Genomic DNA, 13552 nt, shown 5'->3' on the forward strand with positions numbered 1-13552 from the left:
GGGGCAAGGGAGTGACGAACGTGGCAAACGACAAGATTCAGGTGATCGGCGTGGGAATGGTCAAGTTCGCCAAGCCGGGGGCTCACGAGCCCTACGAGGTCATGGCCGCGAAAGCGATCCGCGCGGCGCTGGCCGATGCCGGCATCGACTGCGCGGACGTCGGCCAGGCGTATGCGAGTTACGTGTTCGGGGACAGCGCGTGCGGGCAGCACGCCCTCTACAAGGTCGGCATGACCGGCATCCCGGTGGTCAACGTCAACAACAACTGCTCGTCGGGCTCGTCCGCGTTGATGCTCGCGCGCCAGGCGGTGATGGCCGGCGTGGTCGATTGCGCGCTGGCCTTCGGCTTCGACGAAATGCAGCCCGGGGCGATCGCGCCCAAGTGGACCGACCGGACTGCACCGCTGCTCGAACTGGAGCGCGTGCTCGAGGATCTGGTGCCGGGCGTGGCCGAAGCCCCGAACGCGCTGCGGCTTTTCGGTTCTGCGGCGCGGGCCTATATCGACCGGAGCGGCGCCGACCCGGACATCTTCGCCAAGGTCGCGGTGAAGACGCGCAACCATGCGCTGCGCAATCCGCTGGCCATCTTCGACAAGCCGATCACCGTGGCCGAGGTGCTCGCGTCGCCCGTGATCTTCGCGCCCTACCTGACGCGCCTGGAGGCCTGCCCGCCGTCGTGCGGGGCAGCCGCGGCGGTCGTCTGCAGCGAAGCGTTCGCCCGCGCGCGGGGACTTGGCCGCGGCGTGAAGATCCGCGCCCAGGCGATGACGACGGACAGGATGGCGCGCCTGGACAACCCCATCGATCTGGCCGGCGCCGACATGACGCGCAACGCCGCGCGCCAGGTCTACGAGCAGGCCGGCATCGGCCCCGACGACATCCACGTCGTCGAACTGCACGACTGCTTCACGTCCAACGAGGTCATTACCTACGAGGGGCTCGGCCTGTGCGGGGAAGGGGAGGCCGAGCGCATGATCAATGACGCCGACAACACCTACGGCGGGAAATACGTCGTCAATCCTTCCGGCGGGCTCATGTCCAAGGGGCACCCGTTGGGGGCGACGGGGCTCGCGCAATGCACCGAGCTAGTCACGCAGTTGCGCGGGGAGGCGGGGCCTCGGCAGGTACACGGCGCGCGTCTCGCGCTCCAGCACAACCTGGGGCTGGGGGGAGCGTGCGTGGTGACCCTCTACGAGCGCTGAACGGGCATCGTCGCCCGCGGCGCGCAGCGACTCGTATCGCACGGATCAGCGCATATGCGGATGATGATCGAATAGATTCCGGCTGTACAACGTCTCCTCCCCGCCGGGATTTTCGGGGCGCCACAGGCGCCCCGTTTTTTATCCGCAGGCCGGAAACATCCAGCCGAGCAAGGTTCGCCCCGGCCGGTAGGAAACGTCCGATACAGCGCTGTTCTTCGCTCGGTTTCCGATTACAGAAAATCAGGCTTTTCCGATTTTTCCTGCTTTTGCCGGCCCGTATATTTCCCTCAAGACATTTGAAACCGCAGTGATTGGACGGCCGCGCGGCGGCCGGCATTGCGCCGCATGAGGGAAGGCGATGGATATCGATCTCGAAGAATTGGCGACCATGGTGGGTTTGCTCAAGGACGCGGAATTTACCGAGTTCCGCTACGAAAAAGCGGACATGCGCCTGGTCATCAGCCGCGGGGCCGCGACAACGAACGACGAATCTGCTCCGGTTCGTGCTCTGGGCAAGCCTGCCGTGGCGCTGCCGTCCGCGCCGGCCGCTCAGCTTGCAAAGGTCCAGCCGACCGCCGCTGCGCCTGCTTCCCACGAGGGCGCCGAGGTCGTGCGGACCCCGTTGCTGGGAACGTTCTACGCGAGCCCGAAGCCGGGCGAGGCGCCGTTCGTGCGGGTGGGCGACCGGGTCGAGGCCAGGACCGTGCTGTGCATCGTCGAAGTCATGAAGCTGATGAATTCGGTCGAAGCAGGCTGCAGCGGCGTGGTCGTCGCGATCCACGCCGAAGACGGGCAGCTGGTCGAGTCCGGCCAAGCCTTGTTCAGCATCGTAGCGGGTGATGCCTGATGGCGACGCAACGTGTCTTCGTCGCCAACCGCGGGGAGATCGCCCTGCGCATCATCGATGCGTGCGACCGCCTCGGCTTCGAAACGGTGCTGGGCGTGTCCGCTGCGGACCGCGACAGTCTGCCCGCGCGGCGGGCCGGCCGGGTCGTGACGCTGGGCGGCCCGCGGGCGGCGGAAAGCTACCTCAATGTCCCCGCGGTCGTGCATGCCGCGGTCGCGACCGGTTGCACGGCCATTCATCCGGGCTACGGCTTCCTGTCGGAGCGCGAGGATTTCGCCCGGCTGTGCGCCGAGAACGGGCTGGTTTTCGTCGGTCCGCGCCCGGAACAGCTCCAGGCGCTCGGCGACAAGATCAGCGCGCGCCGGCTGGCCGAAGCGGTGGGCGTGCCGGTGTCGCCGGGCGGACCCACTACGACGGCCGCGGATGCGCTGGCGCTCGCGCGCAGGATCGGCTTCCCGGTGCTGGTGAAGGCCGCGTTCGGCGGTGGCGGGCGCGGCATGAAGCAGGTCCACGACGAGACCGGTCTGGTCGCCGCGTGGGAGCTCGCGTCATCTGAGGCCGCCGCCTCGTTCGGCGACGGCACGGTGTTCATCGAGCGCTTCGTCCAGTCGGCCAAGCACGTCGAGGTGCAGATCCTGGGCGACGCCCATGGCAACCGCATTCACCTGGCCGAACGCGAGTGCTCGCTGCAGTACCGCTACCAGAAGATCATCGAGGAGGCGCCCTGCGTCGCGCTGTCCGACGAGGCGCGCCGGCGCCTGCACGGCTACGCATTGCGCATCGCCGACGCGCTCGACTACGTGAGCCTCGGTACGGTCGAGTTCCTGGTCGACGTCGAGCGCGGCGACATCTGCTTTCTCGAGGTGAATCCGCGCGTCCAGGTGGAGCATCCGGTGACCGAGGCGATCACCGGCGTCGATCTCGTGCGCGAGCAGCTGCTGGTCGCCTTCGGCGAGCCGTTGCGCTTGCGCCAGGACGACGTGCGCGTCGACGGCCACGCGGTCGAACTGCGTCTTACGGCGCAGGACCCGGGGCACGGACTGCGGCCTTCGCCCGGCCGGCTCACGCACTGGCGGCCGAGTCCAATCGGCGGCGTGCGCTGGGATACGCACATGTACGAGGGCTATCTCTTTCCGCCGTACTACGACGCGCTGATGGCCAAGATCATCGCGCACGGGCCGGACCGGGAGGCGGCGCTCGCGCGGGCGCGGGCGGCGATTGCCGGCTTGCAGGTGCAGGGTTGCACGACGAACCAGTCCCTGCTGCGGGAGCTGCTCGACACCCCCGAGATCATTCACGACACCGTGACCACCCGTTGGCTCGAGGATCGTTTTGCGGAGGAGATGCAGGCATGACCGACATACGACTGGTCGACGTGTCCTTGCGCGACGGCAACCAGAGTCTCTGGGGAGCGGTCGGCGTCAAGACGCGCACCATGGAGCGGGTGTGCCCGGCGCTGGGTCGGGTCGGCTATCACGCGCTGGAGCTGCTGTCGAGCACGCAGGTCGCGGTGGCGGTGCGGTTTCACCGTGAGGACCCGTGGGCTCGCATCGATGCCGCGCGCCGTGCCGCTCCGCATACGACCCTCGGCTTCCTGACCACCGGCAAGCGCTTCATCAGCTTTTCGCGCACTCCGGCCAACCTGTTCCAGCTCGCCTTCGACCTGTTGCGGCGCCACGGCGTTACCCGCATGTGGATCATCGACCCGATGCACGACATGGCGTCGGCGCGCGAGACCGCGCGCATGGCCAAGCGGGCGGGCTTCGACGACGTCGTCGCTGGCATCTGCTACACGATCAGCCCGGTGCACACGGACGATTATTTCGCCGATCGCGTCGCCGAACTCGACGACTGCGAAGCCATCGACTCCGTCTATCTCAAGGATCCGGCCGGGCTGCTCACGCCGTCGCGGCTGGAAACCCTCGTGCCGCACATGCGCCAGCGGCTCAAGCGGCTGCGCCTCGACGAGCTGCACACCCACTGCAACACGGGGCTGGCGCCGATCACCCTGCTGAGCGCCGCCGACCTCGGCATCGGCACGCTGCACTGCGCGCTGCCGCCGCTCGCCAACGGCTCGTCGCACGCATCGGCGCCGAAGCTGGTGGCCAACCTGCGTGCACGCGGCCATCGGGTGGACGTCGATCTCGCCGCGATGGAAGAGGCCTCCGCGATCCTGACCCGCGAGGCAAAGCTGCGCCGCCTGCCTTCGGGAACGCTGCAGGAATACGACGAGGGCTATTACCGCCACACGCTGCCCGGCGGCGTGATCTCCACGACGCGGCGCCAGCTTGCCGAGATGGGGAAGGCGGACCTGATGCCGGCGGTCATCGAGGAGTCGGTGCGCGTGCGCAGCGACCTCGGCTGGCCGATCGTGATGACGCCGTTCGCGCAGTACATCGTTACCCAGGCGGCGCTCAACGTGATTGGCGGCGAGCGGTATCGCCAGCTCAGCGACGAGGTCGTCGACATGCTGATGGGCGACTGGGGTCCGATGCCGGGCCCGGTCGACGGCAATCTGCTCGACCGCGCGCACGATACGCCGCGCGCGCGCAACCGTCACCAGGATCCGGCGGCGCCGTCGCTCGACGAGCTGCGCGCGCGATTCGGCCGCGGCATTTCGGACGAGGATCTGCTGCTGCGCGCGCTGATGCCTGCCGAGCAGGTCGGCGCGATGGTCGACGAACGCGAGCGCCGGAGGGCGGGTGGAGACGGCGCGTCGCTGAAGGCGCTGGCCGAAGCCCTGAGCGATCCGCAGCGGCCGATGTCGGTGAGTTTCAGCCGGGGGGATACGTCGTTCTTCCTGCGCGGCGGCCGTTCAGCAAGGGAGGCATCATGACGCAGGCAATGATGAGCCGGCCAGCGTCGCGCGACGCGCTGAGGGCTGTCGTCGAGGCGCGCGGCTGGGTGCTCGATGTCGATGGCTGCCTCGTGCGCACGGCCACGGCCGGCGGCACGGGCGGCGAGCCGATGCGCGGGGCGGTCGAGCTGCTGCGTTGGCTGCGCCAGCACGGGCGCGACTTCGTCGTATGTACGAACGCCTCGCAGCGTCCGGCGCGCGACTACGCGAAGCACCTGCGCGAAATCGGCCTCGACGTCGCCGACCACGAACTGATGACGGCCGCGACGGCCGCCGCCGGCTACATCGCGGCGCACCACCCCGGCGCGCGGGTGCTGACGGTCGGCGGCCCCGGGCTGGAAGACGCGTTGCGCGAGCGGCAACTGGAACTCGCCCGGCCCGGCGAGGGGCTCGCCGACGTCGTCGTGGTCGGCGCCGCCGACCTCTACACGACGGCGGTGCTCAACGCCGCATGCCTCGCCATCGCCGACAACGACGCTGCCTTCTATGTCACGGTCGATGCGCCCTGGTTCTACGGCGGGTTGCAGCGCTCGGTGTGCGCTTCGTCGGCGATCGCCGCGGCCATCGCATCGCCGACCGGACGTGAGGCCGTCGTGTGCGGCAAGCCGTCGCCGGCGATCGGCGAGGTGCTGCGCGAGCGGCTCGGCGGCGAGGGCGGCCGCATCGTCGTCGTCGGCGACGTCGCGACGATCGAAGTGCGGCTCGCCCACCAGATGGGCGCGCTGGGTGTGCTGGTGATGAGCGGGGGCACTTCGCCCGAAGAAGTTTCTGGCCTTCAGCCCATGGACCGCCCCGACCTGCAGGTCGCAGACGTGGGGGCTCTGGTCGACCTGATGGAGGCCGTGGATGCTCGAGGAGACGACAATGACTAAGGCACGGGATCGGTTTGAATTTTTCCACGAAGCGAAAGCGCCTGCCGGTGCCGAGGGCTGGCAGCGCATGTATCCGTATTTCCTCGTCTCGCAGCCCGAAGGGCGCGCGGCGGAGGACTCCCGATTCTGGTTCGCGGATTCGATGCACTGGTCGCGCGCCGTGCATCCGTTCGACAGCATCGGCGCCGAGGCGGTGTATTACGGCTGCGGGGTGAACAGCACGCGCGGCATCGCGTTGCCTTCGGCGCTCGGGCTGGATGTGCGCGTCGTCAACGGCTACGTCTATATTTGCCCGCTGCCGGTAACCGACTCCGCGGAGGTCGAGAAGCGCCTGGCGCTGTTCCAGGAGCGCGCAGGTTTCTACTACAAGAACTGGGACGACCTGTACGCCCGCTGGCAGGAGAAGATGCGGGTAGCAGTCAAGCGCATGAAGGCGCTGAAGTTCGAGCCGTTGCCGGAGTTCGAGCCGCTCGAGGTGGTCACGGAAGGCAAGGGCCGCTCGACCTCCTGGGATCTGGTGGAGAACTACCACCGCCTGATCAACGACTTCTTCCTCGTCTGGCAGTACCACTTCGAGATGCTGGGCCTCGGCTACGGCGCGTATCTCGTGTTCTTCGGCTTCTGCAAGCAGGCCTTCCCCGAGATCGAGGATCAGACCATCGCGCGTATGGTCGCGGGCGTCGAGGGTATCGCGTTCCGGCCCGACGACGAGCTGCGCCGGCTCGCCAAGCTGGCGGTGGAGCTGGGGCTCGCGGATGCCTTCGACGCGAAGGACAGTCCTGAGGAAATCTTTGCAGCGCTCGGGCGCCGCAGCGACGGCGAGCGCTGGATCGCCGCGTTCGAGGCCACGCGCGACCCCTGGTTCGACTACTTCGCCGAATACGGTTTCCTGCATGACCAGCAAACCTGGAACGGCAACCTGGAAATTCCGCTGCAGGGCATCGCCCGCTACGTGAGCCTGCTGCAGGCGGGCAAGGATATCGATCGGCCGGTGGCCCGGTTGCAGGCCGAGCAGGACGAGATCGCCGCGGAGTACCGCGCGCTGCTGACGCCCGAGGAGGCGCAGCGCTTCGACGAGGCGCTGGGGTTGTCGCGGGCCGTGTTCCCGTTCATCGAGGAGCACAACATCTACGTCGAGCACTGGTCGCACGCGGTGTTCTGGGAGAAGGTGCGCGATCTCGCCCAGGTGTTCGTCGATGCGGGCTTCTTCCAGGAAGCCGGCGACCTCTATTACCTGAACCGTTTCGAGCTCGATCAGGCGCTGTTCGACCTGGTCGAATCCTGGGGCATCGGCGTGCCCGCCCGCGGCGTGCAGCACTGGCGCACCGAAATCGCCGACCGGCGCCGCATCATGGCCGCGCTGCGCGCCGCAGCGCCCGCGCCCGCGTATGGCATTCCGCCCACGGAGGTGACCGACCCGTTCGCGATCATGAACTACGGCGTGACCACCGAACGCGTGGCCGATTGGCTCGACCAGACGGCCGGCGGCGACAACGGCCAGATCAAGGGCATTCCCGTGTCGCCAGGCGTCGTCGAAGGCAAGGTGCGGGTCATCCGGCACGAAGACGAGCTGAGCCAGTTGCAGACGGGAGAGATCCTCGTCGCGCAGATCACCGCCCCGTCGTGGGCGTCCGCGTTCTCGGTCGTTTCCGGGGTCGTGACCGACATCGGCGGGATGATGAGCCACGCCGCCATCATCTGCCGCGAGTACGGCATGCCGGCGGTGGTCAGCACCGGGTTCGCCACGACACGCCTGAAGACCGGGATGCGCGTACGCATCGACGGCCGCAAAGGCACCGTCGTCCCCCTTTAGATCGCGAGGAACAGACAACATGCTGACATTCGATTTCGACGACCCGCTGGCGACTGATCACAAGCTCGTAGGCGGCAAGGGTTACGGCTTGGCGATGATGACGAGGGCCGGCATTCCGGTGTCGCCCGGCTTCACCGTGCTGACCCGGACGTATCGGGATTACCTCGTGTCGACCGGCCTGAAGCATCGGCTGGAGTCGGCCCTCGGCCTCGTCGATCGCGCCTCCATCGACGCGCTCGACGAGCTGGCGCGAACCATCCACGCCTGGTTTCTCGATACGCCCCTGCCTCCTGGAGCACACGAGGCACTCGCGTCCGCCTACGACCGCCTGTGCGCATCCGTCGGCGTCTCCGACGTGTCGGTCGCGGTACGCTCCAGCGCGACCGCGGAGGACTCCGCCGGCGCGAGCTTCGCCGGCGAATACGAGACCTTCGTTGGCCTGCGCGGCATGGCCCAGGTCGAGCTGCACCTACGCCTGTGCTGGGCGAGCGCATTCACCGCCCGTGCGCTCAGCTACGCGTGGAAGAACGGTATCGAGCCGCTCGACGTGGATATGGCGGTGGTCGTGCAGAAGACGGTGAATGCGCGTGCCGCCGGCGTCATGTTTACGGTGAGCCCGCTCACGGGCGACCGCTCACGCATCCAGATCGAAGCGTCATACGGGCTCGGCCTCGGCGTGGTCGGCGGCGACGTGACGCCCGACCGCTACGTCATCGCGAAGATCGAAGGGTGCGTGATCGACCGCGTGATCGGCGACAAGCACATCGAATACGTCGGCGGCCAGGTCGCCACCCCGGTCGACGCGGAACGGCGCGCGAGGCTGTGTCTGAGCGATGACGAAGTGATGACGCTGGCGCAGTTGGGCAAACGCCTGGAACGTCTCAACGGGGGGCCGCAGGACATCGAGTTCGCCATCGACAGCGACCTGCCCGCCGCCCGAAACGTCGTGCTGCTGCAATGTCGCCCGGTCACGGTCCTGCCGGCGAAGGAGGGTACGAAATCGGTGTCGGCCGACGCGCTCTCCCGCATGGCCTCCACGGTACTTGCGGCAGCCCGCGGGGGCGTGAGCGCTACTCCGTCATGCACGTCAGATCGCGCAGGAGTCGGTCGATGACACGAGTCGTCAGGTTTCACGAGTACGGCGGTCCCGAAGTGCTCAGGATCGAAGAGCTCGAGGTCGGCGAGCCGGCTGCCGGCGAGCTGCGGGTCCGGATCGAGGCGATCGGCCTGAACAGGGCGGAAGCCGGCTTTCGGTCCGGGCACTACATCGAAAAGGCCAAGCTGCCGGCGCGTCTGGGCTACGAGGCCGCGGGCGTTGTGGAGGCCCTGGGCTCGGGGGTTAGCGGCATCGAAGTCGGCGAGGCCGTGTGCGTCATCCCCGGGTTCTCGATGAACTCCTATGGCGTTTACGCCGAACGGGCGATCGTACCCGCCGCGGCGGTCGTCAGACGCCCGGCCGGCCTGACTACGGTCGAGGCGGCCGCGGTCTGGATGCCGTATCTGACGGCTTACGGCGCTCTGATCGATGCGGTCGGTGTCGGCAAGGCCGAGGTCGTCGTGATCACCGCCGCTTCGAGCAGTGTCGGGCTTGCCGCAATCCAGATCGCCAACAGCATCGGCGCCGTCCCGATCGCCGTCACGCGTACCCGGGCCAAGCGAGGGGCGCTGCTCGCGGCTGGTGCGGCGCACGTCGTCGTGAGCGCCGATCAGGACATTGCCGACGAGGTGATGCGACTCACTGAAGGACGCGGGGCGCGCATGGCGTTCGACCCGGTCGGCGGGCCCGGCGTCGTCGCCCTCGCGTCCGCGCTGGCGCCCCGGGGCACACTCGTGCTGTACGGCAACCTCGGCGGCGAAGCCGACCAGACACCTTTCCCGTTCGGTCTCGCGGTCGGCCGGGGGCTGAGCCTGCGCGGTTACCTCGTGTTCGAGGTCATCCACGACCCGGCCCGCCGCGCACGCGCCGAGTCCTTCATCCGCGAGGGGCTGCAAACCGGCGCCCTCAAGCCGACGGTCGACCGGACGTTTCCGCTCGACGACATCGTCGCGGCCCACCGTTACCTCGAGGGGAATCAGCAACTGGGCAAGGTCGTGGTCACGGTGTGAGAGAACTGCTCGATCGGCGGCGTGCCGGGTAGCGTGATGCGGCAGTCCGAGATCGCCTCGCAGGCGACGGTGAGCTGCCCCACGAATTTCGTCTTCCAACGTAGTCTCGACGCGGGCGCCGTCGAGACACGTGCAGCAGCTTCCTGCTGGGCATGCAGACGGGCCTAGACCAGTTCTCCCGGGTGCTCCTGTTGCGTATTCCTTTGTTGTGGCGTTTCGGCCGTCGGACAAGCTCACTGCGGTCTGGAGGCCGCGATTGACGTTGGTTTGTCGGCGGTGTTGTCCAAGACCACAGAGAATGCCAGTCAGCCGATTACAGTAGTACCGCTCGCCGTCCGGCTCTCCGTCGTGGCATATCGCAGGCGCTTCTGACAGATCAAGCCCCCCAGGGCGCCGCGCCCGGGAGCATCCATCAACGTGCTTCAGGCATGACGTCGTATTTGCGAAGCCTGTACACCAGTTTCGCGCGGCTGATGCCCAGTACCCGGGCGGCCTGCGACAGGTTGCCGTTAGCCTCTGCGACGGCAGCCCGCAACATCGCCACCTCCGTTTCCGCCAGTCCCGAGTGTCCGAGGGCCGCGGCCGACAGCGATTCCGTTCCCCCCAGTTTGCCGACACGTCCGATGCTGCCGCTGCGCTTCAACATGAAAGCGGTGGTATCGACTTCCTCGCCGCCGGTGAACAGATGACATAAGTCGAGCGCGCCGCCATCCTCGGCCAGGATGACCGCACGTTCTATCATGTTCTCCAGCTCTCTCACGTTGCCCGGCCAGTCGTAGGCGAACATCGCATCGACCGCGCTTTCGCGGAAGCCAGTGATATGTTTGTCGTGCCTGCGGCCCATGCGCTGGAGGAACCAGTTCATCATCAGCGGGATGTCGTCGCGGCGCTCGCGCAACGGCGGCACCTCGATCGGGAAGACGTTGAGGCGGAAAAAGAGATCCTCGCGGAACTGTCCGGCCTTGACGGCTTCGCGCAGGTTCACGTTCGTGGCGGCTACCACCCTGACGTCCACCTGGCGCGTGCGCGTATCGCCCACGCGCTCGATCTCGCCCTGCTGCAGCGCGCGCAGCAGCTTGCCCTGCGCAGTGAAGCTCAGTGTGGCGATCTCGTCGAGAAAGAGCGTGCCGTGGTCGGCTCGCTCGAAGCGTCCGGCGCGAGACGTCGTAGCACCCGTAAATCCGCCTCGCTCGACGCCAAACAGTTCCGACTCCATCAGGTGTTCCGGAATGGACGCGCAGTTCACCGCGACGTAGGGGCCATCTGCGCGTTTGCTCAGGCGATGCAGGTTGTTGGCGAAGACTTCCTTGCCGACGCCGCTCTCACCCAGGAACAGCACGGTAGCGTTGGTGGGCGCCACCTTGTTGACCATGTGGCAGACCGTGTTGAAGCCGGCGGAGATGCCGACCACGCCGAAGCTGTTCTCGGGTGCGCTGGTGAGCCCGGCGGCGATGCGGCTCGTGGCGGGTAATTGCTCCTCGGCTTGTGGCGCCCATTTGACGAAATCGCCGATCCGCAGGAAGCGCAGGTCATCCTGGGCGTCTTCCCATTCCTCCACCGGCTTGCCCACCACGCGGCATTTCGCGTGCCCCATCCCGCGGCATTCGGTTTCCCGCCACAGGATGGGGCGGCCCATGAAGGCGCTGGTGTAGCCGCACGCATAGCCGATCAGCATCCAGCACACCGGTTCGTTGCCGATACCGTAGCTGGCGATGTGGGCCTCCGCCTCGGAGCTGTCGACGAGATAGAACTCGCCGAAGTAGCGGCCACGCTGGACGTCGATATCCAGCGCCACCGGCTCGCAATGCACCATGCCCTCCAGCGACACGAGTTGCGGACCGGCCAGGAAGTCGTCATAGGTATTCAGGCCGGCGCGGACCTTGCGCGCCATTGCCGCGTCTCGCGTGCCGGCCTGGTAGCCGATGCGGGTGATCAGCCCGCGTGCCGTTTCCTTGTCGAGGCTCTCGATCAGCTCCTGCCGCAGGGAGCCAAGCGAGCTGACATGCATCAGCATCATCCGCTGATCGTCAAGCCAGATGCGGCCTTGGTCGGGTGCGAAACGCAGGCGCTTGGCGAGGTCATGGAACGCCGGCACCCGAATTCCCTTGGAAGTCGCGTGGAGCTCTTGATGAGTGTGCGCGGGTGAGTCGGGCTCGGGTCCCTGGGGATGCCTTTTCGCCATGATTTCCTCGATCGCAGCCGCCGCGGTTGCTGGCACGGGAACTCGCCGCCGCGCATCGTGCGAACCGGCCGGATTGGGCGATTGTTTCTAGTCAAATAATAACTAATAACGAGCCTGGCTAGCGAACTTTGTTCGAGGAAACGCCTGGGTATTCGATCATTTGATGAAAAAGTCCTCGCGGTCGATCCGCTCAAATCATCGAATATCGGCAGTGCCCCGCGAGATTCGGTCCTTGCAGCGTCTGCAGCAAGATGTCCCCGCATTTCGCCTGTCTGTAGGTTCGGGGAATTCTTATAAACAACGAAATTCTGCCGACCCGACGCTGGCACATATTCTGCTTGAATCTGGCGTCGGCATGTAGTTGCAAGTGCAGGTCCACCAAACCACGAAGGGGGCATATACATGACATCCCCAATAACATTACGACGCTCAGAGGCGGTGCGCTACCTCAATAAGGAGGCAGTGCTCATGCGGGATGACGCGTTCGACGTGGAACCGGACGACGAGCAGGGTGAGGATGCCTCGGTCGGCTATGAAGCGCTCTTTCGCAACACGCCCGTGGCGATCTGCCACCTGTTCAACCGCAGGATCAGGCGCTGTAACCGGCGATACGAGGAATTGTTCGGGTACGAACCCGGCGAACTCGACAACCAGTCGGTCGGCGTGCATTACCCGAGCGAAAACTCGTTTTCGACCATCGGCCGCAAATTCGGCCACTTCTTCGAGTCCCATCACACCTTCAAGGACGAGCGGCCGTTCGTGCGCAAGGACGGCACGCTGATCTGGTGCATCGTCACCGGCACCTTGCTCGATCCAGCCAACCCCAAGCTCGGCAGCATCTGGGTGGTGCAGGACATCTCCGAGCACAAGCGGATCGAGGACGAATTGAAGGCCGACGTCGAGAAGCTCGAATTCGTCGTGCAACAGCGGACCGTGGAGCTCAGCCGGCACGTCGCGAGTCTAGAGGAGGAAGTCGCGACGCGCCAGCGCGCCGAGGAGGCCGCGAACGAGAACCGCGAGAAATACCAGAAGCTCTTTCACATGCTGCCGATCGGCATTTCGATCACCGATACGCAGGGCGGCATCCTCGAGGCCAATTGCCAGTTCGCCGAAATGGCCGGCCTGCGGCGCGCGTCGCCCGAAAATTGGCGCAAACTGCCGCTGCGCTTCTATCTGCACGACGGCACGGAGATCCCGAGGGATCGCCTGCCCTGGCAGATCCGCGACTTCCAGAAGGATTCGATCGACAACATCGAAATCGGCATGCGCGACGAGAAGGGGCGCAAGCTGCGCTGGCTGAGTGTCAGCTCGTCGCTGATCGAGCGCAAGGACGAGCGCTTCGTCGTCGCCGCCTTCACCGACATCACCTACCGCAAGCGCATCGAAGAGCTCGAACGGCTGCGCCACGCGGAGCTCACGCGCCTGGGCCGGATCAACTCCATGGCCGAAATGGCGGCGGCGCTGGCGCACCAGATGGGGCAGCCGCTGGTGTCCGCGGTCAACTATCTGAACGGCTGCCGCTTGCGTCTCGAGCGCGTCGACGGCGTTGGGGAGATTTCCGAGTCCATGGGGCTCGCGCTGAAGTATCTCGAGCAGGCGGGCGAGATCCTGCGCCACGTCAAGGAGTTCGTCTGCAAGCACAAGCCCGACAAGGAACCCGAGAACATCAACGA

General features: G+C 66.6%; 10 protein-coding genes. 9 read left to right on the forward strand and 1 reads right to left on the reverse strand.

From position 1 onward, the window contains the following. Positions 1 to 20 precede the first annotated feature (20 nt). From F464_RS0126620 to F464_RS0126655, 8 genes are all read left to right on the forward strand, one after another. Positions 21 to 1202, forward strand: coding sequence for a lipid-transfer protein (locus tag F464_RS0126620; RefSeq protein ID WP_232429043.1), 1182 nt, complete (start codon positions 21 to 23; stop codon positions 1200 to 1202). A 358-nt stretch (positions 1203 to 1560) separates the two neighbouring features. Beyond that, positions 1561 to 2049: an acetyl-CoA carboxylase biotin carboxyl carrier protein gene (gene accB, locus F464_RS0126625; protein ID WP_018992922.1), complete on the forward strand. Its 489-nt coding sequence runs from the start codon at positions 1561 to 1563 to the stop codon at positions 2047 to 2049. Next, entirely contained in the window at positions 2049 to 3404 is a 1356-nt protein-coding gene (locus F464_RS0126630; protein WP_018992923.1) for an acetyl-CoA carboxylase biotin carboxylase subunit, read from the forward strand. Before accB ends, F464_RS0126630 begins: the two co-directional genes overlap by 1 nt. After that, the gene (locus tag F464_RS29680; protein WP_018992924.1) at positions 3401 to 4885 is read left to right on the forward strand and encodes a pyruvate/oxaloacetate carboxyltransferase; all 1485 of its coding nucleotides are present in this window, start codon (positions 3401 to 3403) and stop codon (positions 4883 to 4885) included. The genes F464_RS0126630 and F464_RS29680 overlap by 4 nt, the downstream gene beginning before the upstream one ends. Continuing rightward, positions 4882 to 5778, forward strand: a complete 897-nt coding sequence (locus F464_RS0126640) for an HAD-IIA family hydrolase (RefSeq protein WP_018992925.1) — start codon at positions 4882 to 4884, stop codon at positions 5776 to 5778. The genes F464_RS29680 and F464_RS0126640 overlap by 4 nt, the downstream gene beginning before the upstream one ends. Beyond that, complete coding sequence (locus F464_RS0126645; RefSeq protein WP_018992926.1) at positions 5771 to 7591, forward strand: PEP-utilizing enzyme; 1821 nt, start codon at positions 5771 to 5773, stop codon at positions 7589 to 7591. The genes F464_RS0126640 and F464_RS0126645 overlap by 8 nt, the downstream gene beginning before the upstream one ends. 19 nt (positions 7592 to 7610) lie before the next feature. Continuing rightward, a complete protein-coding gene (locus tag F464_RS29685) occupies positions 7611 to 8705 on the forward strand; it encodes a PEP/pyruvate-binding domain-containing protein (RefSeq protein ID WP_018992927.1) in 1095 nt (364 codons plus the stop codon). Beyond that, entirely contained in the window at positions 8702 to 9697 is a 996-nt protein-coding gene (locus F464_RS0126655) for a zinc-dependent alcohol dehydrogenase family protein (protein WP_018992928.1), read from the forward strand. Before F464_RS29685 ends, F464_RS0126655 begins: the two co-directional genes overlap by 4 nt. A gap of 412 nt (positions 9698 to 10109) precedes the next feature. Here the strand turns inward: F464_RS0126655 and F464_RS0126660 are convergent, their stop codons facing one another. Then, positions 10110 to 11792: a sigma-54-dependent Fis family transcriptional regulator gene (locus F464_RS0126660; RefSeq protein ID WP_018992929.1), complete on the reverse strand. Its 1683-nt coding sequence runs from the start codon at positions 11790 to 11792 to the stop codon at positions 10110 to 10112. Between the two features lie 555 nt (positions 11793 to 12347). Here F464_RS0126660 and F464_RS29690 point away from each other — a divergent pair. After that, positions 12348 to 13552 (forward strand): PAS domain-containing protein (locus F464_RS29690; RefSeq protein ID WP_040395814.1); only part of this gene is annotated, 1205 nt, incomplete at its 3' end.

This window comes from Aromatoleum toluclasticum ATCC 700605 (assembly GCF_000378245.1).
Classification (GTDB): Bacteria; Pseudomonadota; Gammaproteobacteria; order Burkholderiales; family Rhodocyclaceae; genus Aromatoleum; species Aromatoleum toluclasticum.

Excerpts from the sequence above, each read along its gene's own strand:
- accB (WP_018992922.1), top strand. The coding sequence starts at position 1,561 with ATGGATATCGATCTCGAAGAATTGGCGACCATGGTGGGTTTGCTCAAG.
- F464_RS0126630 (WP_018992923.1), top strand. The coding sequence starts at position 2,049 with ATGGCGACGCAACGTGTCTTCGTCGCCAACCGCGGGGAGATCGCCCTG.
- F464_RS29680 (WP_018992924.1), top strand. The coding sequence starts at position 3,401 with ATGACCGACATACGACTGGTCGACGTGTCCTTGCGCGACGGCAACCAG.
- F464_RS0126640 (WP_018992925.1), top strand. The coding sequence starts at position 4,882 with ATGACGCAGGCAATGATGAGCCGGCCAGCGTCGCGCGACGCGCTGAGG.
- F464_RS0126645 (WP_018992926.1), top strand. The coding sequence starts at position 5,771 with ATGACTAAGGCACGGGATCGGTTTGAATTTTTCCACGAAGCGAAAGCG.
- F464_RS29685 (WP_018992927.1), top strand. The coding sequence starts at position 7,611 with ATGCTGACATTCGATTTCGACGACCCGCTGGCGACTGATCACAAGCTC.
- F464_RS0126655 (WP_018992928.1), top strand. The coding sequence starts at position 8,702 with ATGACACGAGTCGTCAGGTTTCACGAGTACGGCGGTCCCGAAGTGCTC.